Raw genomic sequence first — 24,541 nt, 5'->3', positions numbered from 1 at the left:
GGTTCGGGTGAGCCGTACGGGACAATGGGGTCATGCCCTCCGCACTCCCCGACGGCGAACCGGTGCCGTCCGACGGTTCCCTGCCCGCATCCGCCCGCACCGGTCTCGGGCAGCGGCCGTTCGGCTTCTACCTGCACGTGCCCTATTGCGCCAGCCGCTGCGGCTACTGCGACTTCAACACCTACACCGCCACCGAACTGCGCTCCTCCGGGGCGGTCGCCTCCCAGGAGACCTACGCGGACAACGTGGTCGCCGAGATCCGGCTGGCCCGAAAGGTCCTCGGCCCGGTCGACCTGCCGGTGCAGACCGTCTTCCTCGGCGGCGGCACCCCCACCCTGCTGCCCGCCCGCGACCTGGTGAAGATGCTCGCCGCGCTGCGCGAGGAGTTCGGGCTCGCCGACGGCGCCGAGGTCACCACCGAGGCCAACCCGGAGTCCGTCGACCCGGCCTACCTGGCCGAACTGCGCGAGGGCGGCTACAACCGGGTCTCCTTCGGCATGCAGAGCGCCCGCCCGCACGTCCTGAAGCTGCTCGACCGCCACCACACCCCCGGCCGCCCCGAGGCCTGCGTCGCCGAGGCCCGCGCCGCCGGCTTCGACCACGTCAACCTGGACCTCATCTACGGCACCCCCGGCGAGTCCGACGACGACTGGCGCGCCTCCCTGGACGCCGCCATCGGCGCCGGGCCCGACCACGTCTCCGCGTACTCCCTGATCGTCGAGGACGGCACCAAGCTCGCCGCCCGGGTCAAGCGCGGCGAACTGCCGATGATCGACGACGACGTGCACGCCGACCGCTACCTCATCGCCGAACAGGCGCTCAGCGCCGCCGGCTACACCTGGTACGAGGTCTCCAACTGGGCCACCACCCCCGAGGGCCGCTGCCGCCACAACGAGCTGTACTGGACCGGCGCCGACTGGTGGGGCGCCGGCCCGGGCGCGCACAGCCACGTCGGCGGCGTCCGCTGGTGGAACGCCAAGCACCCCGCCGCCTACGCCCAGGCCCTCGCCGAGGGCCGCACCCCCGCCCTGGGCCGCGAGGTGCTCGCCGAGGAGGACCGCCGGGTCGAGCGCATCCTGCTGGAACTGCGCCTCGCCGAGGGCATCCCGCTCACCCTCCTCACCGACACCGGCCGCCACGCCGCCGCCCGCCACCTCGCCGACGGCCTCCTCGCCGCCGAGCCGTACGCCGGGGGCCGCGCCGTCCTCACCCTCCAGGGCCGCCTGCTCGCCGACGCGGTCGTACGTGACCTGGTGGACTGACATTCGTTGACGTGGACGTCAGCCGTCGGAGGGAGCGTGCGATGACCGCCATCGATGATCGGATGACCGGGATCTTCGAGAACCTGGAGGTGCCGGAAGGCGTCAAGGCCGAGCTCATCAGGGGGGAAATCGTGATGACGGCGGGGCCGGACCTGGTCCACAACCTCATCGTCGAGTGCATCGTGGATCAGGTCCCGAGGGCTCTCTGGCATCGGTTGCAGACCCAGGACCTGGCCTTCGCGCACGAGGCCAGCGAGCTGCAGCCCGATCTGGTGGTGATCGAGCGGGGCGCGGTGGAAGTCCCCGGACGGTTGGTCCCGGCGCCTGCGGTGACCATGGTCGTCGAGGTGGTGTCGAAGACCAGCGCCTATCGCGACTACCACGTCAAGCGGGAGATGTACGCGGGCGGGACGATCAAGGCCTATCTGATCGTCGACCCCTTCAAGGGCGAGTGTCTGCTGCTCACCGAACCCGACACCGCTACCGCGTCGGGCGCCCCGGACTACGCGGTCGGGCAGCCCTTCAAGTTCGGCGACCCCGTCCGGGTCGACGTCCTGGGCGTGACGCTGGACACAGGTGAGTTCGGAACGCTCTGACAGTCACTCCGGAATCGTCACGAAGTCGATCAACTCCTCGACCTTTCCCAGCAGTTCCGGCTCCAGGTCCTTGTAGCTGTCCACCGTGGAGAGGATCCGCTTCCAGGCGGCGGGGGTGTTCACCGGCCAGCCGAGGCGGCGGCAGACGCCCTCCTTCCACTCCTCGCCGCGGGGGACGGCGGGCCAGCCGGGGATGCCGACGGAGGCGGGCTTCACGGCCTGCCAGATGTCGATGTACGGGTGGCCGACGACCAGGACGGCGTCGCCGGTGACCTGGGCGGCGATGCGGTGCTCCTTGGTGCCGGGGAGCAGATGGTCGACCAGGACGCCGAGGCGCCGGCCCGGGCCGGGGGCGAAGTCGGCGACGATCGCGGGCAGGTCGTCCACGCCCTCCAGGTACTCGACGACCACGCCCTCGATCCGCAGGTCGTCGCCCCAGACCCGCTCGACCAGTTCGGCGTCGTGCCGGCCCTCGACGTAGATCCGCGACTCGCGGGCGACCCGGGCCCGGGCGCCGGGGACGGCGACCGAGCCGGAGGCGGTGCGGCCCGGCGTGCGGGAGGGGGCGGGGCCGGCCGGGCGCACCAGGGTGACCGTCCGGCCCTCCAGCAGGAAGCCGCGCGGCACCAGCGGGAACACCCGGAGCTTGCCGAAGCGGTCCTCCAGGGTGACGGTGAAGCCCTCGGCGGTCTTCTCGCAGCGCACCACCGCGCCGCAGAAGCCGGTGGCGGCCTCCTCCACCACCAGGTCCCGTTCGGCGGTCACCTCCGGGGCGGGCTGCTGCTTCTTCCACGGCGGGGTCAGGTCGGGTCCGTACTGGCGGCTGTGCATGAAAGCGACTATACGGACGGACCGTCAGAGGCCCGGCGCGCCCCAGACCGGGAACCAGCGGCTGAGGTCCTTCTCCAGCCGCAGGTCGTTCCCGAGCGTCGCGTTGACCTGGAGCTCCAGCGGGCTGTTGCGCCGCTCCCCGCCGCCGGGCATCGGGGCGAAGGGGTAGAAGGTGCCGCGCTTGTAGAGGTAGACCAGGGCCAGCGACTGCCCGCCCGGGTTGCGGAAGCCGACCAGCGAGCAGAGCAGCTGCGGCCCGAAGCCGTTCGCCTCCAGCTCGCTGTTGACCGCGTGCAGGTCGTTGACCAGGTCCGGCAGTTCCTCGGGGGTGTGCCGGGCGAGCAGCCAGGAGTAGCCGTAGCCGTCCTTGGAGGCCTCGACCGGGACGCCGCCGCGCTCGGTGTCGGCGTCGAGCAGCGCCCGCACCTGCTGTTCGACCTGGCCGAAGGCCGCGCCCTCGACGGCGGCGAAGCAGACCGAGCCGAGCCCGGTGGGGGTGAACCCGGCCGCGGCCTCCAGGGTGAGGGCGGCGGACGGGACGCCGAACAGCTGGTCGAGGTCGGGCTTGACGGGCTTGGTGCGCCCGAACAGGGTGTCCAGGATTCCCACGGCGGTCCTTTCGGGGGAGGGAGTCGGGAGGAGCCAGGAGGGGGGCGGGAGGGCCGCAGGGGGCCGGGGCCTCAGCGGCCGAGCTGCTCGGAGATCTTCGCCAGCTCCGCGAGCCGCTTCTCCAGCGTCGGGTGGGTGGAGAACAGCTGCGAGGCGGTCTCCCGGGCGCTCAGCGCGGGGGCGAAGTAGAAGGCGTTGTAGGGCTGCGCCTGGCGCAGGTCCTTGCTGGGGATGGCGGCGATCTGGCCGGTGACCTTGGTGAGCGCGGAGGCGAGGGCGCTGGGCCGGCCGGTGAGCTGGGCGGCGGCGCGGTCGGCGGCGAGTTCCCGGTAGCGGGACAGGAGCCGGGTGAGCAGGAAGCTGATGGCGTAGACGACCATCGACACCAGCGGGATGATCAGGGCGACGATGGCCGCGTTCTGGTCGTTGTTGTTGCGGTTGCCGCCCATGAACCCGCCGTACATGGCGATCCGGGTCATGGCCCCGGCGAGGACGCCGAGGAAGCCGGCGATGGTCATCACCGCGACGTCCCGGTGGGCGACGTGGGACAGCTCGTGGGCGAGGACGCCCTCCAGTTCCTCGGGCTCCAGCCGGCGCAGCAGGCCGGTGGTGACGCACACCACGGCGTTCTGCGGGTTGCGGCCGGTGGCGAAGGCGTTCGGCATGTCGTTGTCGGCGACCGCCACCCGGGGTTTGGGCATGTCGGCCAGCGCGCAGAGCCGGTCGATGGTGCCGTGCAGTTGCGGGTACTGCTCAGGGGTCACCTGGTGGGCGCCCATCGCCCGTTCGGTGATCTTGTCGCTGAACCAGAACTGGGCCACGAACAGCCCGCCGGAGATCAGGACGATCAGTGGCCAGGCGCCGCGCAGCAGCACGATCAGCAGACCGGTGAAACCGACGTACAGCAGCCCGATCACGAACATCGTCACGACCATGCGGCCGGTCAGGCCGCGGTCGGGCGCGAAACGGGTGTGCTGGCCCGAGCTCGACATTGCTTGCTCCTCCATTCGCCGTCGTCTTCGATGCTGCCACCCGGACGGCCCTGCGGCACCACCCCCGCGCCGGGAACTGCGGGCAGGATCACTCCGGCCGGGCCGTTCCTGCCGTTGGGCCCGGGCCTTACACTGGCAGGTACGGTTTTGGCACTCGCAGGTTCAGAGTGCCAAAGCGGGTGCCGGAGCCGGGATCCTCCCGGAGCGGGCAGCAGCATGCGTGACACGAACGGACAACGTGCGAAGACGGAGGTGTGTGCCCCATGGCCGGTGAGGTTCGCCAGCTGGACGACCGCAAGCTCGCCGTGCTCCGCGCGATCGTCCAGGACTATGTGGGCACCGAGGAGCCGGTCGGCTCCAAGGCCCTGGTGGAGCGGCACAACCTCGGAGTCTCCCCGGCGACCGTGCGCAACGACATGGCGGCGCTGGAGGAGGAGGGTTACATCCACCAGCCGCACACCAGCGCCGGGCGCATCCCCACCGACAAGGGGTACCGCCTGTTCGTCGACAAGCTCGCCGAGGTCAAGCCGATGAGCGCCCCCGAGCGCCGGGCGATCCGGCACTTCCTGGACGGCGCCGTCGACCTGGACGACGTGGTCATGCGGACGGTGCGGCTGCTCGCCCAGCTCACCCGGCAGGTCGCGGTGGTGCAGTACCCCTCGCTGTCGCGGTCCACCGTCCGGCACATCGAGCTGGTGGCGCTGGCACCGACCAAGGTGATGCTGGTCCTGATCACCAACACCGGCCGGGTCGAGCAGCGGATGGTCGACTGCCCGGGCCCGGTCGGCGAGACGGTCCTGGCGGACCTGCGGGCCCGGATCAACGCGCGGGCCGTCGGCCAGCGGCTGCCGGACGTGCCGGGGTTCCTGGAGGAGCTCCCGGCAGGTTTCGAGCCGCCGGACCGCCCGACCGTCAGCACGGTCCTGGCGACGCTGTTCGAAGCGCTCGCCGAGCAGAACGAGGAGCGGATCATGCTGGCCGGCACGGCCAACCTGACCCGCTTCGGGCACGACTTCCCCCTGACCATCCAGCCGGTGCTGGAAGCCCTGGAGGAGCAGGTCGTCCTGCTCCGTCTCCTGGGTGAGACGGCGGACGCCGCGATGACGGTCCGGATCGGGCGGGAGATCGCCTACGAGGGGCTGAATTCCACCTCGGTGGTGTCGGTCGGTTACGGTTCGGGCGACGAGAGCGTGGCCAAACTGGGTGTGATCGGTCCGACCCGGATGGACTATCCGGGCACAATGGGGGCGGTGCGTGCGGTGGCGCGGTACGTGGGCCAGATCCTGGCCGAGTCGTAGCACAGGCCGCCGTCGGAACCTCTGACGGCGGTGTCCAGTCGCAGCACTACTACAGGCGGAACAAGCGGAGCATTTGGTGGCCACGGACTACTACGCGGTACTCGGCGTCCGACGGGATGCGGGGCAGGACGAGATCAAGAAGGCCTTCCGACGCCTGGCACGCGAACTGCACCCGGACGTCAACCCGGACCCGAAGACGCAGGAGCGGTTCAAGGAGATCAACGCCGCTTACGAGGTGCTCTCCGACCCGCAGAAGCGCCAGGTCTACGACCTCGGCGGTGACCCGCTCTCGCCGGGTGGCGGGGGCGCGGGCGGCTTCGGCGCGGGGGCGGCCGGCTTCGGCTTCTCCGACATCATGGACGCCTTCTTCGGCGCCGCGGCCGGCCAGCGCGGCCCGCGCTCGCGCACCCGCCGCGGCCAGGACGCCATGATCCGGCTGGAGATCACCCTGGAGGAGGCCGCCTTCGGCACCACCAAGGAACTCCAGGTCGACACGGCCGTCACCTGCACCACGTGCAGCGGTGAGGGCGCGGCCCCCGGCACCTCCGCGCAGACCTGCGACATGTGTCGCGGCAGGGGCGAGGTGTCCCAGGTCACCCGGTCGTTCCTGGGCCAGGTCATGACCTCCCGGCCCTGCCCGCAGTGCCAGGGCTTCGGCACGGTCGTGCCGACCCCGTGCCCGGAGTGCGCCGGCGACGGCAGGGTCCGCGCCCGGCGCACCCTGACGGTCAAGATCCCGGCCGGTGTCGACAACGGCACCCGGATCCAGCTGGCCGGCGAGGGCGAGGTCGGCCCCGGCGGCGGCCCGGCCGGCGACCTGTACGTCGAGATCGCCGAGACCACCCACACCGTCTTCCAGCGGCGCGGGGACGATCTGCACTGCACCGTCACCATCCCGATGACGGCCGCGTCCCTCGGCACCCAGGTGCCGCTGCAGACCCTGGACGGGCTGGAGGAGCTCGACATCAGGCCCGGCACCCAGTCCGGCCAGTCGATCCCGCTGCACGGCCGCGGCATCACGCACCTGCGCGGCGGCGGCCGAGGCGACCTGATAGTGCATGTCGAGGTGCAGACGCCCACCAAGCTCGACCCCGAGCAGGAGGAGCTGCTGCGCCGGCTCGCGGTGCTGCGCGGCGAGGAGCGGCCGTCCGGCCAGTTCGCGCCGGGCCAGCAGGGCCTGTTCTCGCGCCTCAAGGACGCGTTCAACGGCCGCTAGGCCCTAGGCCGGGGCCGCTTGCCGGGCCCTGGCCGTCCGCGCGGGGGTGCCGGGTTCTGCCCGGCGCCCCTTTCGCGTTCCCGATCCGCCCCACCCCCCGGAGGTTCCCCGCATGACCGCCCCCGTCTTCGTCGTCGAGACCGAGCGGATCGCCGCCGCCGCGCCCGGCTCCGTGGTGCGCCTCGACGGGCCGGAGGGGCGGCACGCGGCCGCGGTGAAGCGGCTGGCGGCGGGCGAGGCGGTGACCCTCGCCGACGGGCTGGGCCTCGGGGTGGACGGGACGGTCGCCGCGGTGCTCGGCAAGGACGCGATCGACGTCACGGTGGCCGCCGTCCGCCGGGAGCCCGAGCCGGCGCCGCGGATCGTCGTCGTCCAGGCGCTGCCCAAGGGCGACCGCGGCGAGCTCGCGGTGGAGACCATGACCGAGGTCGGCGTGGACGTGATCGTCCCGTGGGCCGCCTCGCGCTGCATCACGCAGTGGAAGGGCGAGCGGGGCGCCAAGGCGCTGGCCAAGTGGCGGGCCACCGCCCGGGAGGCCGGCAAGCAGTCCCGTCGGCTGCGCTTCCCCGAGGTGCGCGAGCCGGCGACCACCCGGCAGCTGGCGCCGCTGCTGGCCCAGGCCGCGTTCGCCGCCGTGCTGCACGAGGAGGGCGCCGAGCCGCTGGCGCTGGCCGCGCTGCCCGCGGCCGGGGACGTGGTGCTGGTGGTCGGCCCGGAGGGCGGGGTCTCCCCGGAGGAGCTGGCCGCGTTCGCCGAGGCGGGCGCCGGGCCGTACCGGCTGGGCCCCTCGGTGCTGCGCACCTCCACCGCCGGGGTGGCCGCCGGCGCCCTGCTGCTGGGGCGCACCGGCCGCTGGTCGTAGCCGGCCCGCCCGTGCGGTCGGAGTCTGCCCGAACCGGCCCGCGCCGTGCGCGCGCGTGCCTACGCTGACCGCGTGACGGAACCCCTGAGCACCTCTGCGGGCGCCTACCTGCGCCACCCCCATCTGCACGGTGACCTGGTCACCTTCGTCGCCGAGGACGACGTCTGGCTGGCCCCGCTGGACGGTGGCCGGGCCTGGCGGCTGACGGCCGATCACCTGCCCGTCCGGCACCCCCGGTTCGCCCCCGACGGGCGGCACATCGCCTTCACCTCCACCCGGGACGGCGCGCCCGAGGTGCACGTGGTGCCGGTGGACGGCGGGCCGTCCCGGCGGCTCACCCACTGGGGCAGCGAGCAGACCGAGGTGCGGGGCTGGACGGCCGACGGGCGCCCGATCGCCCTCACCACCGCCGGTGAGGCGACCCTGCGCCGCAGCTGGGCGCACGCCGTGCCGCTGGACGGCGGCGAGTCGGTGCGGCTGCCGTACGGGCCGGTCGGCGGGCTCGCCTTCGAGCCGGGCGGCGACCGCGTGCTGCTGGGCACCGTCAACAACCGCGAGCCGGCCTGGTGGAAGCGCTACCGGGGCGGCCGGGCGGGCAAGTTGTGGATCGGGCGGGACGAATTCGTCCGCGTCCACGAGGAGTTGGACGGCCAGCTCGACTCGCCGCTGTGGGTGGGGGAGCGGATCGCCTTCCTCTCCGACCACGAGGGCGTCGGCGAGCTCTACTCCAGCCTTCCGGACGGCTCCGACCTGCGCCGCCACACCACCGACCCGGACGGCTTCTACGCCCGCAACGCCGGCACCGACGGCACCCGGGCGGTGTTCCACCGGGCCGGCGACGTCTGGCTGCTGGACGACCTGGCGGGAGCCGCGCCCCGCCGCCTCGACATCCGGCTGGCCGGCCCGCGCAGCGGCCGCCGCCCCCGCCCGGTGCACGCCGCGCACTGGCTGGAGTCCGCCGCCCCCGACCGCACCGGCCGGGCCGGCGCCGTGGTGGTGCGCGGCGACGTGCACTGGCTGACCCACCGCGAGGGCCCGGCCCGGGTGCTGGACGAGACCCCGGGGGTGCGCGGGCGGCTGGCCCGGGTGGTGCCGGGCGAGGACGGCACCCAGGGCGTGCTGTGGGTGTCCGACGCCGAGGGCGAGGACGCGCTGGAGTTCGCCCCCGACGCCCAGGGCGCCGAGCGCCGCCGGCTGGCCGCCGGGCGGATCGGCCGGGTCAACTCCCTGGCGGTGTCCCCGGACGGCAGGCAGGCCGCGCTCGGCGTGCACGACGGCCGGGTCCTGCTGGTCGCGCTCGCCGACGGCACCGTGCACGAGCTGGACCGCAGCGCCGACGGCGAGGTCGGCGGGCTGGCCTTCAGCCCGGACTCGGCCTGGCTGGCCTGGTCGCGGCCGGTGCACCGGCTGGGCCCGTACTCGCTGCGCCAGATCGTGCTGGCCGACCTGGCGACCCGGACGGTCGGCGAGGTCACCCAGGAGCGCTTCATCGACACCTCGCCGGCCTTCACCGCGGACGGCCGCTACCTGGCGTTCCTGTCGGTGCGCAACTTCGACCCGGTCTACGACTCGCACGTCTTCGACCTGTCGTTCCCCAACGGCTGCCGCCCGTACCTGATCACGCTGGCCGCCGACACGCCGTCCCCGTTCGGGCCGCAGCGGGCCGGGCGCCCGCTCGGCGGGGAGGAGGACGAGCCGCGCGGCAGGAAGGCGGACGGCGAGGAGGCCGCCGGCGACGCCGCGCCGGTGACCAGGGTCGACCTGGACGGCATCGCGGACCGGATCGTCCCGTTCCCGGTCGAGGGCGGCCGGTTCGACGCGCTCAGGGCCGCCAAGGACGGCGTGCTGTGGACCCGCGCCCCGCTGCTCGGCGAACTCGGCGACGAGGCGGCCTCGCCCGAGGACGAGCGGCCCCGGCCGGTGCTGGAGCGCTTCGACCTGAAGAAGCGCCGCGTCGAGCAACTGGTGCACGGCGTGGACGGCTTCGCGGTCAGCGGGGACGGCACCCGGGTGGCCGTGCTGGACGGGAGCGAGCTGCGGATCGTCCCGGCCGAGCACAAGGCGGGCGGAGAGGACGACGAGGTGGGCGTCGACCTGACCCGGCTGCGGGTCACCGTCGACCCGGCCGCCGAGTGGCGGCAGATGTACGCCGAGAACGGCCGCCTGATGCGCGACAACTTCTGGCGCCCCGACCTCGGCGGCGTCGACTGGGCCGGCGTGCTGGACCGCTACCGGCCGCTCGTGGAACGCCTCGGCTCGCACGACGACCTGGTCGACCTGCTCTGGGAGGTGCACGGCGAACTCGGCACCTCGCACGCCTACGTCGTCCCGTACGGCCGGTACACCGAGCCCGCCCGGCGCCAGGGCCTGCTCGGCGCGGACCTCGCCAGGGACGGCGACCGGTGGCGGATCGCCCGCATCCTGCCCGGCGAGTCCTCCGACCCCCGGGCCCGCTCGCCGCTGGCCGCGCCCGGCGCCGCGATCCGCCCGGGCGACGCGGTCCTCGCCGTCAACGGCCGCCCGGTGGACCCGGTCACCGGCCCGGCCCCGCTGCTGGCCGGCACCGCCGGGCAGCCGGTCGAACTGACCGTGGCCGGCAAGGACGGCACCGACCGGCGCCACCCGGTGGTCGTCCCGATCGCCGACGAGGAGCCGCTGCGCTACCACGACTGGGTGGCCGGTCGGCGGGCCGTGGTGCGCGAGCTGTCCGGCGGCCGGCTCGGCTACCTGCACATCCCCGACATGCAGTCGGCCGGCTGGGCCCAGATCCACCGCGACCTGGCCGTGGAGTTGGCCAGGGACGGCGTGATCGTCGACGTCCGGGAGAACCGCGGCGGCCACACCTCGCAGCTGGTGATCGAGAAGCTCGCCCGCCGGATCGTCGGCTGGAACGCCATCCGGGACACCGACCACCCGGTGCCCTACCCCCTCGACGCCCCGCGCGGGCCGGTCGTCGCGCTCGCCAACGAGTTCTCCGGCTCGGACGGCGACGTCGTCAACGCCGTCATCCAGACGCTCGGCATCGGCCCGGTGGTCGGCACCCGCACCTGGGGCGGGGTGATCGGCATCGACAGCCGCTACCACCTGGTCGACGGCACCCTCGTCACCCAGCCCAAGTACGCGTACTGGCTGGAGAACTACGGCTGGGGCGTGGAGAACCACGGCGTCGACCCGGACGTCGAGGTGCCGATGGCCCCGCACCAGTGGGCCGCCGGCGAGGACCCGCAGCTGGCCGAGGGCGTGCGGATCGCCCTCGCCGCGCTCGCCGCGGCCCCGCCCCGCACGGCCCCGCCGATGCCCTGGGCGTAGGGCGCGCCCCCGTCGCCCCCGGCGGGCGGGAGAGCAGCCGAACGGGAGGTCGGCCCGGCCGACTTCCCGCTAGGCTGCGCCCGTACGGCCCCAGACCAGACACGAACCGAGGAGAAGCCGATGGCCGGCGAGCCGCAGCCCGACTGCCTGTTCTGCAAGATCGTTGCGGGCGAGATCCCGGCGACCGTGGTGCGCAAGACCGAGCGCGTCCTCGCCTTCCGCGACATCGCCCCCAAGGCGCCGCTGCACGTCCTGGTCATCCCGCACGTCCACTACCCGAACGCCGCCGCGCTGGCCGCCGCCGAGCCGGAGATCGCCGGTGAACTCCTCGCCGAGGCGGGCGCGGTGGCCAGGGACGAGGGCGTCGAGGACTACCGGCTGATCTTCAACACCGGCGCCGGCGCCGGCCAGACGGTCTTCCACGCCCACGTCCACGTGCTCGGCGGCAAGCCGATGACCGAGAGCATGGTCTGACCTACGTGTCACAGCGCGAACTCGTCGTCCTCGGCACCGCCAGCCAGGTGCCCACCCGGCACCGCAACCACAACGGCTACCTGCTCCGCTGGGACGGCGAGGGCCTGCTGTTCGACCCCGGCGAGGGCACCCAGCGGCAGATGCTGCTGGCCGGCGTCTCGGCCACCCAGATCACCCGGATCGCCGTCACGCACTTCCACGGCGACCACTGCCTGGGCCTCGCCGGGGTGATCCAGCGGATCAACCTGGACCGCGTCCCCCACCCGGTGGACGTCTACTTCCCGGCCTCCGGCGAGGTCTACTTCGAGCGGCTGCGGCACGCCACCGCCTACCACGAGACGGCCGTCCTGCGGCCCCGGCCGATCGACGAGCCGGGCCCGCTGCCCGCGCCCGGCGCCCGCTTCGCGCTGGACGCCGTGCGGCTGTCCCACCCCGTGGAGTCCTTCGGCTACCGGCTGTCCGAGCCGGACGGCCGCCGCCTGGTGCCCGAACGCCTCGCCGCGCTGGGCGTCTTCGGCCCCGCGGTCGGCCGCCTCCAGCACGAGGGGGCGATCGAGGCGGACGGCCGGCGGGTCACCCTGGAGGAGGTCAGCGAGCCCCGGCCGGGCCAGCGCTTCGCCTTCGTGATGGACACCCGGCTCTGCGACGGCGTGTACGAACTCGCCGAGGGCGCCGACCTGTTGGTCGCCGAGTCGACCTTCACCGACGCCGACTCCCGGCTCGCCGAGGAGCACGGCCACCTCACCGCCGGGCAGGCCGCCAAGGCCGCCGCCGAGGCCGGCGTGCGCACCCTGGTGCTGACCCACTTCTCCCAGCGCTACCCGGACCTGGGCCAGCATCTGGCCGACGCCCGCAAGCACTTCGACGGCGAGCTGGTGCTCGCCGCCGACCTCGCCCGGGTGCCCGTCCCCGTCCGGCGCCAGCCGTGAACCCGGCCCGCACCCCGTGAAAAGCGCTCGCGCCGCTCCCCGATCTGCCGCAGCATCGTCGGGTGCGGCCCCGCCGCCCGCCGCGGCGACCACGTGCGCGGCGTACCCTGGTGCCCCGGAGAGACCGATCGGCACACGACACCACGGATGGGATGAGGCAGGCCCAGCGCCGACCTATGAGTGACACATCGCAGACCCGTACGAACGGACAGTCGCGCCCCGAACCGGCCGACGACGGTCGCGTCAGCGCCCGGATCGTCATCCCCGAGAAGCACCCGATGGTCACCCTGCTCGGCACGGCGGACTCGCTGCTGCGCGTGATCGAGCAGGGCTTCCCCGCCGCCGACATCCACGTCCGCGGCAACGAGGTGACCGCCACCGGAGCGCGCGCCGAGGTCGCCCTCGTGCAGCGGCTCTTCACCGAGATGATGCTGGTGCTGCGCACCGGCCAGCCCTTGACGGAGGATTCCGTGGAGCGCTCCATCGCCATGCTCCGCGGTGCCGCGGAGGACCCGGACAGCCCGGCGCCGTCCAAGGTGTTCACCGCGAACATCCTGTCCAACCGGGGCCGCACGATCCGCCCCAAGACCCTCAACCAGCAGCGCTACGTCGAGGCGATCGACAAGCACACGATCGTCTTCGGCCTCGGCCCGGCCGGCACCGGCAAGACCTACCTCGCGATGGCCAAGGCCGTCCAGGCCCTCCAGGCCAAGGAGGTCAACCGGATCATCCTGACCCGCCCGGCCGTCGAGGCGGGGGAGCGGCTGGGCTTCCTGCCCGGCACCCTCTACGAGAAGATCGACCCGTACCTGCGCCCGCTGTACGACGCGCTGCACGACATGATGGACCCGGACTCCATCCCGCGCCTGATGGCGGCCGGCACCATCGAGGTCGCGCCGCTGGCCTACATGCGCGGCCGCACCCTCAACGACGCCTTCATCATCCTGGACGAGGCCCAGAACACCTCGCCCGAGCAGATGAAGATGTTCCTCACCCGCCTCGGTTTCAACTCCCGGGTGGTCGTCACCGGCGACACCAGCCAGATCGACCTCCCGGGCGGCACCCGCAGCGGCCTCAAGGTCGTCCAGGACATCCTGGCCGACGTGCCCGACATCCACTTCTCCGTCCTCACCAGCACCGACGTGGTCCGCCACAAGCTGGTCGGCCGGATCGTGGACGCCTACGAACGCTGGGACGCCAAGCAGGAGGCCGAGGAGAACCCCTCGCCCGCCCGCAAGCCGGCCCAGCGGCGCGGCTCCCGCGCACCCCGTCAGTCCCATCGCACCGAAAGCTGAGTACGCAGCCCGTCATGTCGATCGACATCGCCAACGAGTCCGGTTGGGACGCCGATGAGGAAGCCATCCTCGACGTCGCCCGCTTCGCCCTGGACAAGATGCGGATCCACCCGCAGTCCGAACTGTCCGTGATCCTGGTGGACGGAGCGGCGATGGAGGAGCTGCACATCCAGTGGATGGACCTCCCCGGCCCCACCGACGTGATGTCCTTCCCCATGGACGAGCTGCGCCCCGGCAAGGAGGGCGAGGAGCTGCCGCAGGGCCTGCTCGGCGACATCGTGCTCTGCCCGGAGGTCGCCGAGCAGCAGGGCAAGGCGGCCCCCTCCAAGCACTCGATGGACGAGGAGCTCCAACTGCTCACCGTCCACGGGGTGCTGCACGTCCTCGGGTACGACCACGAGGAGCCCGAGGAGGAGGAGGAGATGTTCGCCCTCCAGAAGCGCATTCTGGACGACTGGCGGGCGGGCCGGGGCCTCGGTGGTCTCTCCCCGGCCCCCACCACCCACTGAGCGCGGAGCCCGAACCCCTGTGAGTGGTGAAAGTACGAGCTTCATCCTCGGTGCCGTGCTCCTCGTCGTCCTCGGCTGGCTGGCCGCGTGCGCCGAGGCGGGCATCTCCCGGGTCTCCCGGTTCCGGGCGGAGGAGGCCGTGCGGGCCGGGCGGCGCGGCTCGGCCCGGCTGCTGACCGTCGCCTCCGACCCGATCCGCTACCTCAACCTGGCGACCCTGATCCGGGTGGCCAGCGAGATGGCGGCGGCCGTCCTGGTCACCGTGGTGTGCGTGCGCAACGTGGAGCCGATCTGGCAGGCCGTGCTGCTGGCGTTCGGCGTGATGGTGCTGGTGTCCTTCGTCGCGGTGGGGGTCTCGCCGCGCACGATCGGGCGCCAGCACCCGCTCACCACCGCGACCGCCGCCTCCTTCGTGCTGCTGCCGCTGGCCGCGGTGCTCGGCCCGATCCCGCGGCTGCTGATCCTGCTCGGCAACGCGCTGACCCCGGGCAAGGGCTACCGGGAGGGGCCGTTCGCCTCCGAGGCCGAACTGCGGGCGCTGGTCGACCTCGCCGAGAAGGACGACCTGATCGAGGACGAGGAGCGCCGGATGGTGCACTCGGTCTTCGAGCTGGGCGACACCATCGTCCGCGAGGTGATGGTGCCGCGCACCGACCTGGTGATGATCGAGCGGCACAAGACCGTCCGGCAGGCGCTCACCCTGGCGCTGCGCTCGGGCTTCTCGCGGATCCCCGTGGTCGGGGACAGCGAGGACGACGTGGTCGGCATCGTCTACCTGAAGGACCTGGTCCGGCGCACCCACATCAACCGGGAGGCGGAGTCCGAGGAGGTCGGCGCGGTGATGCGCCCGGCCGTCTTCGTGCCGGACTCCAAGCCGGCCGGCGACCTGCTGCGCGAGATGCAGCAGCGCCGCTCGCACGTGGCGATCGTGATCGACGAGTACGGCGGCACGGCCGGCCTGGTCACCATCGAGGACGTCCTGGAGGAGATCGTCGGCGAGATCACCGACGAGTACGACCGGGAGATCGCGCCGGTGGAGGACCTCGGCGACGGCTCGTACCGGATCACCGCCCGGCTGCTGGTGGAGGACCTGGGCGAGCTGTTCGGCATCGAGCTGGAGGACGAGGACGTCGAGACCGTCGGCGGCCTGCTGGCCAAGCACCTCGGCCGGGTGCCGATCCCCGGCTCGGCCTGCGAGATCCCGCTGCCCGAGCCCGCCGGCACCGGGCTGACCGGCATCCTGCTGACCGCCGAGTCCTCGGCCGGGCGCCGCAACCGGATCGGCTCGATGGTCGCGACCCCGGTCCGCAAGGCCGCGGAGGCCGGGGCGGAGCCCGGCGAGTAGCGGTCGCGCCCCGGCGGAGCGACCATGGACAGCATGACGCATCAACTTCGCGCGGAGTACGGCCCGCAGGGTGCGACCGGCGGGGTCAAGGTCTGGCACGTGGTGCGCGACGGCGACCCCGCGACGGCGCTCTGCGGCCGCAGCCTGGCCGACGACGCCGAGACGAGGCCCGAGCAGGAGTGGGGCACCGGGCTGCGCTGCTGCCAGCAGTGCGGTTCGCTCTACATGCACGAGGTGCCGCACATGCAGGGGAGCCATCCCTACAGCTAGGGCGTGTCTGGTGGAGGTCGCCATGAAGCTGCAAGACGAACTGCCCGTGAACAGCCGGCTCGCCACGGTGTGGCGGATCGGGGCGGGGCTCGGGGGGATCTTCCTGATCGTGTTCGGGTGCCTGGGGCTGGCCGATCACCCGGGCTTCCTCGCCACCCACGGTGACCGGATCACCGGGCTGTCGACCAACGGGGCGCTGAGCATCCTGTCCATCGTGGCGGGCGCGATCCTGGTGGCGGGGGCGGTGGTCGGCGGCAACTTCGCGTCCAACCTGAACATGGTGGTCGGCGTGCTGTTCGTCCTGTCCGGCTTCTACGGCCTGGCGGTGCTCGGGCGGCCGGACGCCAACATCCTGAACTTCCGGATGTCGAACGTGCTGTTCGCCTTCATCTTCGGGGTGATCCTGACGACCTTCGGGATGTACGGCCGGGTGAGCAGTCACCTGCCGCACGACAACCCGTTCTGGCGCGAGCGCACGGAGCACGAGACGGCGCGGCCGTCCGGGCCGAAGACCTTCGTCAAGGTCCTCAACCCGAACCCCGGTCCGACCCACCCGGTCGGCCACTGAGCGGCCGCGGGGGCCGCCTATGCTCGGCGGCATGAGTGACATCGTCGAGCTCGACCCCGAAGACAAGAAGATCATCACCCTGGCCCGCTCGGCCCGCGCCCGCAACGGCGTCGCCGAGGGGGCCGCGGTGCGTGACGAGACCGGCCGGACGTACGTGGCCGGGACGGTCGCGCTGGAGTCGCTGCGGCTGAGCGCGCTGCAGACGGCGGTGGCGATGGCGGTGGCCAGCGGTGCGAAGTCGCTGGAGGCGGCGGCCGTGGTGAGCGAGGCGGAGCAGCCGGCCGAGGCCGACCTGGCGGCCGTCCGGGACCTCGGCGGGGCCGGGACGCCCGTGCTGCTGGCCGGTGTGGACGGGACGCTGCGGGTGGCGGCCGAGGCCCGCTGAGGGCTGCCGAGGGCTGCTTGAGGCCCGCCGGGGCCTGCTCAGGGCCCACTGTGGCCTGCCGCGGCGGGCGATGGCGGCGGCCTGGCGAACACCTGCCCGAACCGAGCGGATAGTCTCACCGGGGAGTGAACTCGGTGAGGGGGCTGGGCACATGGGGGCGGTGGCGTTCTTCGCCGGGCTGCTGCTGTTCGTGATGGGGATGGGCAAGTGGCAGGAGACCGGCTCGCCGTATTGGCTCTGGGGTTCGGTCGCCTTCCTGGTCCTGTTGGTGGTGATGTCGGTGGTTTCGCGGGGCGGTCGCAAGGGCTGATCGGGCGGTGCGGGCGGGCCCGGGCAGCGCGACTCCGGTGATCAGGGAGAATGGAGCACATGAGTGCCCCTTCCTCCTCGTACCGCTCCGGCTTCGCGTGCTTCGTCGGCCGACCCAACGCGGGCAAGTCGACCCTGACCAACGCTCTGGTGGGGACGAAGGTCGCGATCACCTCCGACCGCCCGCAGACCACCCGGCACACCGTGCGCGGCATCGTGCACCGCCCGGACTCCCAGCTCGTCCTGGTCGACACCCCCGGCCTGCACAAGCCGCGCACCCTGCTCGGCGAGCGCCTCAACGACCTGGTCCGCAGCACCTGGGCCGAGGTCGACGTGATCGGCTTCTGCCTGCCCGCCGACCAGAAGCTCGGCCCCGGCGACAAGTTCATCGCCAAGGAACTCGCCGAGGTCAAGAAGACCCCCAAGGTCGCCATCGTCACCAAGACCGACCTGGTCGACTCCAAGCGGCTCGCCGAGCAGCTGATCGCCATCCACCAGCTCGGTGAGGAACTGGGCATCGAGTGGGCCGAGATCATCCCGGTCTCGGCCGTCGGCGACAAGCAGGTGGAACTGGTCGGCGACCTGATCACCAAGCTGCTGCCGGAGGGCATGCCGCTCTACCCGGACGGCGACCTCACCGACGAGCCCGAGCAGATCATGGTCGCGGAGCTGATCCGCGAGGCCGCCCTGGAGGGCGTCCGGGACGAGCTGCCGCACTCGCTGGCCGTCGTGGTCGAGGAGATGCTCCCGCGCGAGGGCCGCCCGGCGGACCGCCCGCTGCTGGACATCCACGCCAACGTCTACATCGAGCGGCAGAGCCAGAAGGCGATCGTCATCGGCGCCAAGGGCGCGCGGCTCAAGCACGTCGGCACCACCGCCCGCAAGCACATCGAGGCGCTGCTCGGCACGCCGGTCTTCCTGGACCTGCACGTCAAGGTGGCCAAGGACTGGCAGCGCGACCCGAAGCAGCTGCGCAAGCTCGGCTTCTGAGCCCCGGCTCCCAGCGAAGGCCCGCCCGGATCTGATCGATCGGGCGGGCCTTCGGCGTGTCCGGGGGCCGGTGGGGCTACGCGCCCTCGCGCAGGACCAGCGACACCAGTTCGCGCTGCGAGTCGGTGAGCTTCGGGTCGGCGCAGTAGACCGTCCGGCCGTCGACGGTGATCTCGTAGTGGAAGCCGTCCGGCACCCCGTACGAGGGCGCCCGCAGCCCGCCCGCGACGGCCTCGCGGGCGAGCGCGTGGACGTGCGGGGCGTCCGTGCGGTCGACGGTGTCGAGTTCCGCATGGCGGACGATCCCCGCGAAGCCGCCGGTCCGGGTCACCTGGATACGCATGGTGTCCATGGTGCTACCAGGGGAGGGAGTTTGCCGGTCTTTTCCCGGACCGTGACCTTAAGCCCGGCTCAACCTGGTCTCAATCGGTCCTCGGCCGGGGCCGTCGCCGGGGCCTTCATCGTGGCTGCCGGGGGGCCGCCGGAGGGGCCGCCGGAGGGTTCAGCCGGGGCTGACGCCCACCTGCGCCCAGGAGGCCGTCACGGTGTCCGCGACCGAGGACTGGTCGGGGTAGCGGGCCTTGGCGGCGGCCACGGTGGCCCGGGCGAAGGCGGTGAAGTCGGCGTCGGCGGCCAGCTGGTGGCCGGTCAGGGCGTCGTACCAGATCCGTCCGGCGCGGTCCCAGGCCTGGCCGCCGAGGGCGGTGGCCAGCAGGTAGAACGCGTGGTTGGGGATGCCGGAGTTGATGTGCACGCCGCCGTTGTCGTCGGTGGTGTCCACGTAGTCCCGCATGTGCGCGGGCTGCGGGTCCTTGCCGAGCCGGGGGTCGTCGTAGGCGGTGCCGGGGGCCTTCATCGAGCGCAGCGCCACGCCCTGGATGCCGGGGGCGAGCAGTCCGGCGCCGATCAGCCAGTCGGCGTGGGCGGCGTCCTGGCGCAGCGCGTACTGCTTGACCAGCGAGCCGAAGACGTCGGAGACCGACTCGTTGAGCGCGCCGGGCTGGTCCTGGTACTGCAGGCCGGCGGTGAACTGGGTGACACCGTGGGTGAGTTCGTGGCCGATGACGTCGACGCAGGCGGTGAAGTCGCCGAAGATCTCGCCGTCGCCGTCGCCGAAGACCATCTGGTGGCCGTTCCAGAAGGCGTTGTCGTAGTCCTGGCCGTAGTGCACGGTGGCGTCCAGGCGCAGCCCCCGGTTGTCGATCGAGCGGCGGCCGAAGACGGTGGCGTACAGGGCGAAGGTGTCGCCGAGGCCGTCGTAGGCGTGGTTGACGGACTGGTCGGCGACCGGGGCCTGGCCCTCGGTGCGGACGGTCCGGCCGGGCAGCCGCTGGCTGTGGGCGGTGTCGGCGATCAACCGGCTGGGGGTCGGGCCGGTGCTGACGGGCGGGGGAGGGGCGAGGCGGGCCGCGCGGTGCGCGGTGTCGAGCAGGAGGGAGCGGACGGCGGGCTCGTGACCGGCCTCGGCGAGGCGGTCCAGGACGTACGGCGGGACGATCGCGCAGATCGGAACTGCTGCAGTCATGTGGCCCAGGGTGAGGCTTCGATGACCGGTTGTCACCACTCTTGGCGTGACCGGTCGGTGTCTCAAGGGGTGGAACGGTGGCCCGGATCACTTCGGGGGCGCGCGGCCCTGGGTTACGCTGGGGCCATCATGCGCAACGGGCTGCTTCTTCTTAGCTGCCGCGTCGAGGGCCTGTAGTCCACAGGGCCGGCTCCCTCGCCGCGGGGATCGAGCTGTGCGCGTCATCCGGCGATCCAACGGAGGGTCGCGAGCGGCAGCTGCCGGCCAGTCGGTGTCGACCACCCCGACCCGCCCCCGCACCACGCATCACAGGAAGCCGAGAGTCATTCCATGACCGAGCAGAGCTCCGCCGCGCCCATCCCCGCCGGTCGCGCCTTCGTCGACCGTCCCACCCCGATCACCGCCGCGTCCGTGCGCCAGCTGCCCTCCGGCATGCGGTACGGGCGCTACCTGCCGTTCGACACCGTCGACCTGCCGGACCGCACGTGGCCGAGCACGGTGATCACCAAGGCGCCGCGCTGGCTCTCCACCGACCTGCGGGACGGCAACCAGGCGCTGATCGACCCGATGTCTCCGGCCCGCAAGCGCAAGATGTTCGACCTGCTGGTCGCGATGGGCTACAAGGAGATCGAGGTCGGCTTCCCGTCCTCCGGCGCCACCGACCACGCCTTCGTGCGGTCGCTGATCGAGGAGGGGGCGATCCCCGAGGACGTCACCATCTCGGTGCTGACGCAGGCCCGCGAGGAGCTGATCGAGAAGACCGTCGAGTCGCTGGTCGGCGCCCCGCGCGCGACGGTCCACCTGTACAACGCGACGGCGCCGCTGTTCCGCCGGGTGGTGTTCCGCAACGACCGGGCCGCCACCAAGGCAATCGCCACCGACGGCACCCGGCTGGTGATGGAGTACGCCGAGAAGCTGCTGGGCGAGGAGACCGTCTTCGGCTACCAGTACTCGCCGGAGATCTTCGTGGACACCGAGCTGGACTTCGCGCTGGAGGTCTGCGAGGCGGTCATGGACGTCTGGCAGCCGGGCGAGGGCCGCGAGATCATCCTGAACCTGCCGGCCACCATCGAGCGGGCCACCCCGAACGTGCAGGCCGACCAGTTCGAGTGGATGTCGCGCAACCTGTCGCGCCGCGAGTTCGTCTGCCTGTCGGTGCACCCGCACAACGACCGCGGCACCGCCGTCGCCTCCGCCGAACTGGCCTACATGGCGGGCGCGGACCGCATCGAGGGCTGCCTGTTCGGCCAGGGCGAGCGGACGGGCAACGTCGACCTGGTGACCCTGGGCATGAACCTGTTCTCGCAGGGCATCGACCCGCAGATCGACTTCTCCGACATCGACGAGGTGCGCCGCACCGCCGAGTACTGCAACCAGATGGAGGTGCACCCGCGCCACCCGTACGCCGGCGACCTGGTGTACACCTCCTTCTCCGGCTCGCACCAGGACGCCATCAAGAAGGGCTTCGACGCCCTGGAGGCGGACGCGGCGGCGGCGGGCGTCCCGGTGGGGGAGCACACCTGGGGCGTGCCGTACCTGCCGATCGACCCGAAGGACGTCGGCCGCACCTACGAGGCGGTCATCCGGGTCAACAGCCAGTCCGGCAAGGGCGGTGTGGCGTACGTCCTGAAGAACGACCACAAGCTGGACCTGCCGCGCCGGATGCAGATCGAGTTCTCCCGGATCATCCAGGCCAAGACCGACGCCGAGGGCGGCGAGGTCACCCCGGCCGAGATCTGGCGGGTCTTCGAGGACGAGTACCTGCCGACCCCGGACAACCCGTGGGGCCGGATCTCGCTGAGCGGCTCGCGCACCCTGACCACCGAGGACGGCCGGGACGCGCTGATCGCCGGCGCGCTGGTGGACTCGGTACCGGTGACCCTGACCGGTGTCGGCAACGGCCCGGTCTCCGCCTTCACGGACGCGCTGGCCCGGATCGGCCTGGACGTCCGCGTCCTGGACTACGCCGAGCACGCGCTGAGCGAGGGTGGCGACGCCCAGGCCGCCGCGTACGTCGAGTGCGCGGTGGACGGCAAGGTGCTGTGGGGCGTCGGCATCGACGCCAACACCGTGCTGGCCTCGCTGAAGGCGATCATCAGCGCCGTCAACCGGGCACAGCGCGGGTAGTTCGTACGAGTGAGATGTGGCAGGGCCGTCCTCCGGGGCGGCCCTTCGCCGCACCTGGGGCCAGTTGTGTCCTGCGCCACATTTTTTCGGGTCGGAAGCCGTTCGAGGTACTGACACGTGCCGGTAACCATGGCAACATCGATCCACCGGAAAGCCGGGTCGGTGGGACGGCCTCGGTGTCCGGTCGCGTGACCTGCCCATTGTTGTGCAGGCCGTCTGCCATGTCTGGGGAGTGGCGCCGTGACCAGGTTGTGGGGTGTTCGCCCGCGGTGGCGGACTGACGTTCTCGGTGACTTCTTCTGCCCGGGCTGTGGCGGGGACCGCAACTACCGCCGGCAGCACGGCCGGCGGTGGCTGCGGTTGCTGGGGACCCCGGTGGCCCCGCTCGGCCCGGTGATCGGCAGCGTGCAGTGCACCAGCTGCCACGGCCGCTACGGCGTCGAGAGCCTGGAACAGCCCACCTCCGTACGGCTCGGCGCGATGCTGCGGGACGCGCAGTACACCATCGCGCTCGCCCTGCTCGCGGCCGGCGGCACCGCGCACCGCGCGGCCCGCGAGTCGGCCTGCACGGCGGTGCGCGAGGCCGGGTTCGAGGACTGCGGCGAGGCCCAGGTGCTGGCCGCGCTCGCCGCGCTGTCCGGGCTCGGCGGCGAACTCTACGACGCCCACGGGATGGCCGGCGGCCTGGCCGTGGAACTGCACGCGGTGCTCGAACCGCTCGCCCCGCACCTGGCCCACCAGGGCCGGGAGCGGCTGCTGCTGCAGGGCGCGGCGATCGCCCTGTCCGACGGGCGCTACCTGCCGCAGGAGCGCGAGGCGCTGGCCGCGGTCGGGCGCTGTCTGGATCTACCGCAGTCGCGGGTCGGGGCGCTGCTGGAGGCGGCGACCCGGGCTCCGTACTAGACCTTCTCCGCAGGACGGCGCACCTCCTTTGCAGTACCGGGCCCGCCCCGTGGTGCCGGGCCTGTCGCGCAACCCCCCGAGCCATCTCCGATCCCCCACAAAACGGGCCCGAAATCCCCCTCCGGGCCCGCCGTGACCCGCACCGCTCGGTCCTCCCCCACGGACCCGGTGCGGGCAACACGGCTGTCGGTGGCCGGGGCGCGCCGTGGGGGAGAATGGTTCCCATGAGTCTTTTCCGGGACGACGGCGTCGTGCTGCGGGCGCAGAAGCTCGGCGAGGCCGATCGGATCATCACCCTGCTGACCCGGCACCACGGCAAGGTGCGGGCGGTGGCGCGCGGGGTGCGCAAGACCAAGTCCAAGTTCGGCGCCCGGCTGGAGCCGTTCTCGCACGTGGACGTGCAGTTCTTCAGCCGGGGGAGTGAGCTGATCGGCCGTGGGTTGCCGCTGTGCACCCAGGTGGAGACGATCGCGCCGTACGGCGGTTCGATCGTCACCGACTACGGCCGCTACACCGCCGGGACGGCGATGCTGGAGACGGCCGAGCGGTTCGCCGAGAACGAGGGCGAACCGGCCGTCCAGCAGTACCTGCTGCTGGTGGGCGCCCTGCGCACGCTGGCGGCCGGGCTGCACGAGTCGCACCTGGTGATGGACGCCTTCCTGCTGCGCTCGCTCGCGGTGAACGGGTACGGCGCGAGCTTCACGGACTGCGCCAAATGCGGGCTGGAGGGGCCGAACCGTTTCTTCTCCCTTCCCGCAGGCGGGGTCCTCTGCCCGGACTGCCGAGTGCCCGGATGTGCCGTACCCTCCCCTGAGACACTGGTACTGCTCGGGGCGCTGCTGTCAGGGGACTGGCAGACGGCCGATTCCTGCGAGCCGAGGTACTGGCGGGAGGGCAGCGGCCTGGTCGCGGCCTATCTGCAGTGGCATTTGGAGCGGGGCATCCGCTCGATGAGATACGTGGAGAAGTGAGCACATGGCAGCGCGACGGCTCTTCGGCGGCGGCAAGCAGAGGGAGTACCTCCCCCCGACCCCGCACCCCAGTGGCGCACAGCCCCCGAAGATTCCCGGCGAGCTGGTCCCCGAACACGTCGCCATCGTGATGGACGGCAACGGCCGCTGGGCCAAGGAGCGCGGACTGCCCCGCACCGAGGGCCACAAGGTCGGCGAGTCCGTCGTGCTGGACGTCCTCAAGGGCGCGATCGAGCTCGGCGTGAAGAACATCTCGCTGTACGCGTTCTCCACCGAGAACTGGAAGCGCTCGCCCGACGAGGTGAAGTTCCTGATGAACTTCAACCGGGACGTCATCCACCGCCGCCGCGACGAGATGGACGCGATGGGCGTGCGGGTCCGCTGGGCGGGCCGGATGCCCAAGCTGTGGAAGAGCGTCGTCCAGGAGCTCCAGGTCGCCGAGGAGCAGACCAAGGACAACGACGCCGTCACGCTCTACATGTGCGTCAACTACGGTGGCCGGGCCGAGCTCGCGGACGCCGCGGCGGCCCTCGCGGCCGACGTCGCCGCCGGGAAGCTGGACCCGAAGAAGGTCAACGAGAAGACCCTCGCCAAGTACATGTACCACCCGGACATGCCGGACGTGGACCTGTTCCTGCGCCCCAGCGGCGAGCAGCGCACCTCCAACTTCCTGCTCTGGCAGTCCGCGTACGCCGAGTTCGTGTTCCAGGACGTGCTCTGGCCGGACTTCGACCGCCGCGACCTGTGGCGCGCCTGCGAGCAGTACGCGAGGCGCGACCGCCGCTTCGGCGGGGCGATCCCGAACGAGGTGCCCGAGCCGCTGGACCTGCCCACCCAGCGCTGACGCGGTACGGCGGCGGTACGGCGAAGGGCCCGTGGGAATCGCTCCCACGGGCCCGTCGCCGGGCCGGGGCGCCGCCGGGGCGACCGTAGTGGGGCACACCGCGCAGGGGGGCGAGATGGACC

25 protein-coding genes are annotated in these 24,541 nt (G+C 72.5%); 20 read left to right on the top strand and 5 right to left on the bottom strand.

Features of this window, described 5'->3' with window-relative positions:
* Nucleotides 1-32 precede the first annotated feature (32 nt).
* Both hemW and ACFVHI_RS08170 read left to right on the top strand, forming a co-directional pair.
* On the top strand, nt 33-1,262 hold the full coding sequence (hemW, locus tag ACFVHI_RS08175) for a radical SAM family heme chaperone HemW (protein WP_063347528.1): 1,230 nt from the start codon (nt 33-35) through the stop codon (nt 1,260-1,262).
* Nucleotides 1,263-1,303: 41 nt separating this feature from the next.
* The gene (locus ACFVHI_RS08170; RefSeq protein WP_063347527.1) at nt 1,304-1,858 is read left to right on the top strand and encodes a Uma2 family endonuclease; all 555 of its coding nucleotides are present in this window, start codon (nt 1,304-1,306) and stop codon (nt 1,856-1,858) included.
* A gap of 3 nt (nt 1,859-1,861) precedes the next feature.
* On the opposite strand, the gene ACFVHI_RS08165 is transcribed toward ACFVHI_RS08170, so the two are convergent.
* From ACFVHI_RS08165 to htpX, 3 genes are all read right to left on the bottom strand, one after another.
* Nucleotides 1,862-2,689: a DUF3097 domain-containing protein gene (locus tag ACFVHI_RS08165; protein WP_063347526.1), complete on the bottom strand. Its 828-nt coding sequence runs from the start codon at nt 2,687-2,689 to the stop codon at nt 1,862-1,864.
* Between the two features lie 24 nt (nt 2,690-2,713).
* Complete coding sequence (locus tag ACFVHI_RS08160; RefSeq protein WP_063347525.1) at nt 2,714-3,298, bottom strand: hypothetical protein; 585 nt, start codon at nt 3,296-3,298, stop codon at nt 2,714-2,716.
* 71 nt (nt 3,299-3,369) lie between these two features.
* Nucleotides 3,370-4,290, bottom strand: coding sequence for a zinc metalloprotease HtpX (gene htpX, locus ACFVHI_RS08155; protein WP_063347524.1), 921 nt, complete (start codon nt 4,288-4,290; stop codon nt 3,370-3,372).
* A 263-nt stretch (nt 4,291-4,553) separates the two neighbouring features.
* Between htpX and hrcA the strand changes: the two genes are divergently transcribed.
* The 14 genes from hrcA to era all read left to right on the top strand — a co-directional run bounded on the left by hrcA (nt 4,554) and on the right by era (nt 18,049).
* Nucleotides 4,554-5,588, top strand: coding sequence for a heat-inducible transcriptional repressor HrcA (gene hrcA, locus ACFVHI_RS08150; RefSeq protein ID WP_063347523.1), 1,035 nt, complete (start codon nt 4,554-4,556; stop codon nt 5,586-5,588).
* A 76-nt stretch (nt 5,589-5,664) separates the two neighbouring features.
* A complete protein-coding gene (dnaJ, locus tag ACFVHI_RS08145; protein ID WP_063347522.1) occupies nt 5,665-6,804 on the top strand; it encodes a molecular chaperone DnaJ in 1,140 nt (379 codons plus the stop codon).
* Between the two features lie 112 nt (nt 6,805-6,916).
* A complete protein-coding gene (locus ACFVHI_RS08140) occupies nt 6,917-7,666 on the top strand; it encodes a 16S rRNA (uracil(1498)-N(3))-methyltransferase (protein WP_063347521.1) in 750 nt (249 codons plus the stop codon).
* Between the two features lie 72 nt (nt 7,667-7,738).
* Complete coding sequence (locus ACFVHI_RS08135; protein WP_063351093.1) at nt 7,739-10,975, top strand: S41 family peptidase; 3,237 nt, start codon at nt 7,739-7,741, stop codon at nt 10,973-10,975.
* A gap of 120 nt (nt 10,976-11,095) precedes the next feature.
* Entirely contained in the window at nt 11,096-11,449 is a 354-nt protein-coding gene (locus ACFVHI_RS08130; protein ID WP_063347520.1) for a histidine triad nucleotide-binding protein, read from the top strand.
* A 5-nt stretch (nt 11,450-11,454) separates the two neighbouring features.
* A complete protein-coding gene (locus ACFVHI_RS08125) occupies nt 11,455-12,378 on the top strand; it encodes a ribonuclease Z (RefSeq protein WP_063347519.1) in 924 nt (307 codons plus the stop codon).
* Nucleotides 12,379-12,554: 176 nt separating this feature from the next.
* Nucleotides 12,555-13,673 (top strand): PhoH family protein, encoded by a 1,119-nt coding sequence (locus tag ACFVHI_RS08120; RefSeq protein ID WP_063347518.1) that lies wholly within the window; start codon nt 12,555-12,557, stop codon nt 13,671-13,673.
* Between the two features lie 14 nt (nt 13,674-13,687).
* A complete protein-coding gene (gene ybeY / locus ACFVHI_RS08115) occupies nt 13,688-14,182 on the top strand; it encodes an rRNA maturation RNase YbeY (protein WP_063347517.1) in 495 nt (164 codons plus the stop codon).
* A 19-nt stretch (nt 14,183-14,201) separates the two neighbouring features.
* On the top strand, nt 14,202-15,527 hold the full coding sequence (locus ACFVHI_RS08110; protein ID WP_063347516.1) for a hemolysin family protein: 1,326 nt from the start codon (nt 14,202-14,204) through the stop codon (nt 15,525-15,527).
* Between the two features lie 33 nt (nt 15,528-15,560).
* Nucleotides 15,561-15,797 (top strand): hypothetical protein, encoded by a 237-nt coding sequence (locus tag ACFVHI_RS08105; RefSeq protein ID WP_063351092.1) that lies wholly within the window; start codon nt 15,561-15,563, stop codon nt 15,795-15,797.
* Nucleotides 15,798-15,819: 22 nt separating this feature from the next.
* The gene (locus ACFVHI_RS08100; protein WP_063347515.1) at nt 15,820-16,365 is read left to right on the top strand and encodes a DUF4383 domain-containing protein; all 546 of its coding nucleotides are present in this window, start codon (nt 15,820-15,822) and stop codon (nt 16,363-16,365) included.
* Between the two features lie 31 nt (nt 16,366-16,396).
* Nucleotides 16,397-16,750: a hypothetical protein gene (locus ACFVHI_RS08095; protein WP_063351091.1), complete on the top strand. Its 354-nt coding sequence runs from the start codon at nt 16,397-16,399 to the stop codon at nt 16,748-16,750.
* Nucleotides 16,751-16,910: 160 nt separating this feature from the next.
* Nucleotides 16,911-17,060 (top strand): hypothetical protein, encoded by a 150-nt coding sequence (locus ACFVHI_RS08090; RefSeq protein WP_380336842.1) that lies wholly within the window; start codon nt 16,911-16,913, stop codon nt 17,058-17,060.
* 59 nt (nt 17,061-17,119) lie between these two features.
* Nucleotides 17,120-18,049, top strand: a complete 930-nt coding sequence (gene era, locus ACFVHI_RS08085) for a GTPase Era (protein ID WP_063347514.1) — start codon at nt 17,120-17,122, stop codon at nt 18,047-18,049.
* Nucleotides 18,050-18,125: 76 nt separating this feature from the next.
* Here era and ACFVHI_RS08080 read toward each other — a convergent pair whose 3' ends face one another.
* Nucleotides 18,126-18,392, bottom strand: a complete 267-nt coding sequence (locus tag ACFVHI_RS08080) for a protealysin inhibitor emfourin (RefSeq protein WP_063351090.1) — start codon at nt 18,390-18,392, stop codon at nt 18,126-18,128.
* Between the two features lie 159 nt (nt 18,393-18,551).
* Nucleotides 18,552-19,574, bottom strand: a complete 1,023-nt coding sequence (locus ACFVHI_RS08075; protein WP_380336837.1) for a M4 family metallopeptidase — start codon at nt 19,572-19,574, stop codon at nt 18,552-18,554.
* A gap of 330 nt (nt 19,575-19,904) precedes the next feature.
* On the opposite strand from ACFVHI_RS08075, the gene leuA reads away from it, so the two are divergent.
* The 4 genes from leuA to ACFVHI_RS08055 all read left to right on the top strand — a co-directional run bounded on the left by leuA (nt 19,905) and on the right by ACFVHI_RS08055 (nt 24,419).
* A complete protein-coding gene (gene leuA / locus ACFVHI_RS08070) occupies nt 19,905-21,701 on the top strand; it encodes a 2-isopropylmalate synthase (RefSeq protein WP_063347512.1) in 1,797 nt (598 codons plus the stop codon).
* 360 nt (nt 21,702-22,061) lie between these two features.
* On the top strand, nt 22,062-22,604 hold the full coding sequence (locus ACFVHI_RS08065; protein WP_244293348.1) for a TerB family tellurite resistance protein: 543 nt from the start codon (nt 22,062-22,064) through the stop codon (nt 22,602-22,604).
* Between the two features lie 224 nt (nt 22,605-22,828).
* Nucleotides 22,829-23,575, top strand: coding sequence for a DNA repair protein RecO (gene recO / locus ACFVHI_RS08060; protein WP_063347510.1), 747 nt, complete (start codon nt 22,829-22,831; stop codon nt 23,573-23,575).
* Nucleotides 23,576-23,579: 4 nt separating this feature from the next.
* A complete protein-coding gene (locus ACFVHI_RS08055) occupies nt 23,580-24,419 on the top strand; it encodes an isoprenyl transferase (protein ID WP_380336833.1) in 840 nt (279 codons plus the stop codon).
* The last annotated feature ends 122 nt before the right edge of the window (nt 24,420-24,541 follow it).

The organism is Kitasatospora sp. NPDC127121 (assembly GCF_042677305.1).
In the GTDB taxonomy this organism is placed as follows: domain Bacteria; phylum Actinomycetota; class Actinomycetes; order Streptomycetales; family Streptomycetaceae; genus Kitasatospora.
Note: the sequence above shows the minus strand (reverse complement) of the source record. Positions and strands in the feature narration are given on the sequence as shown.

Excerpts from the sequence above, each read along its gene's own strand:
- ACFVHI_RS08165 (WP_063347526.1), bottom strand. The coding sequence starts at position 2,689 with ATGCACAGCCGCCAGTACGGACCCGACCTGACCCCGCCGTGGAAGAAG.
- ACFVHI_RS08055 (WP_380336833.1), top strand. The coding sequence starts at position 23,580 with ATGGCAGCGCGACGGCTCTTCGGCGGCGGCAAGCAGAGGGAGTACCTC.
- ACFVHI_RS08095 (WP_063351091.1), top strand. The coding sequence starts at position 16,397 with ATGAGTGACATCGTCGAGCTCGACCCCGAAGACAAGAAGATCATCACC.
- hrcA (WP_063347523.1), top strand. The coding sequence starts at position 4,554 with ATGGCCGGTGAGGTTCGCCAGCTGGACGACCGCAAGCTCGCCGTGCTC.
- ybeY (WP_063347517.1), top strand. The coding sequence starts at position 13,688 with ATGTCGATCGACATCGCCAACGAGTCCGGTTGGGACGCCGATGAGGAA.
- htpX (WP_063347524.1), bottom strand. The coding sequence starts at position 4,290 with ATGTCGAGCTCGGGCCAGCACACCCGTTTCGCGCCCGACCGCGGCCTG.
- ACFVHI_RS08120 (WP_063347518.1), top strand. The coding sequence starts at position 12,555 with ATGAGTGACACATCGCAGACCCGTACGAACGGACAGTCGCGCCCCGAA.
- ACFVHI_RS08105 (WP_063351092.1), top strand. The coding sequence starts at position 15,561 with ATGACGCATCAACTTCGCGCGGAGTACGGCCCGCAGGGTGCGACCGGC.
- era (WP_063347514.1), top strand. The coding sequence starts at position 17,120 with ATGAGTGCCCCTTCCTCCTCGTACCGCTCCGGCTTCGCGTGCTTCGTC.
- ACFVHI_RS08140 (WP_063347521.1), top strand. The coding sequence starts at position 6,917 with ATGACCGCCCCCGTCTTCGTCGTCGAGACCGAGCGGATCGCCGCCGCC.
- recO (WP_063347510.1), top strand. The coding sequence starts at position 22,829 with ATGAGTCTTTTCCGGGACGACGGCGTCGTGCTGCGGGCGCAGAAGCTC.
- leuA (WP_063347512.1), top strand. The coding sequence starts at position 19,905 with ATGACCGAGCAGAGCTCCGCCGCGCCCATCCCCGCCGGTCGCGCCTTC.
- hemW (WP_063347528.1), top strand. The coding sequence starts at position 33 with ATGCCCTCCGCACTCCCCGACGGCGAACCGGTGCCGTCCGACGGTTCC.
- ACFVHI_RS08130 (WP_063347520.1), top strand. The coding sequence starts at position 11,096 with ATGGCCGGCGAGCCGCAGCCCGACTGCCTGTTCTGCAAGATCGTTGCG.
- ACFVHI_RS08100 (WP_063347515.1), top strand. The coding sequence starts at position 15,820 with ATGAAGCTGCAAGACGAACTGCCCGTGAACAGCCGGCTCGCCACGGTG.
- ACFVHI_RS08170 (WP_063347527.1), top strand. The coding sequence starts at position 1,304 with ATGACCGCCATCGATGATCGGATGACCGGGATCTTCGAGAACCTGGAG.
- ACFVHI_RS08080 (WP_063351090.1), bottom strand. The coding sequence starts at position 18,392 with ATGCGTATCCAGGTGACCCGGACCGGCGGCTTCGCGGGGATCGTCCGC.
- ACFVHI_RS08075 (WP_380336837.1), bottom strand. The coding sequence starts at position 19,574 with ATGACTGCAGCAGTTCCGATCTGCGCGATCGTCCCGCCGTACGTCCTG.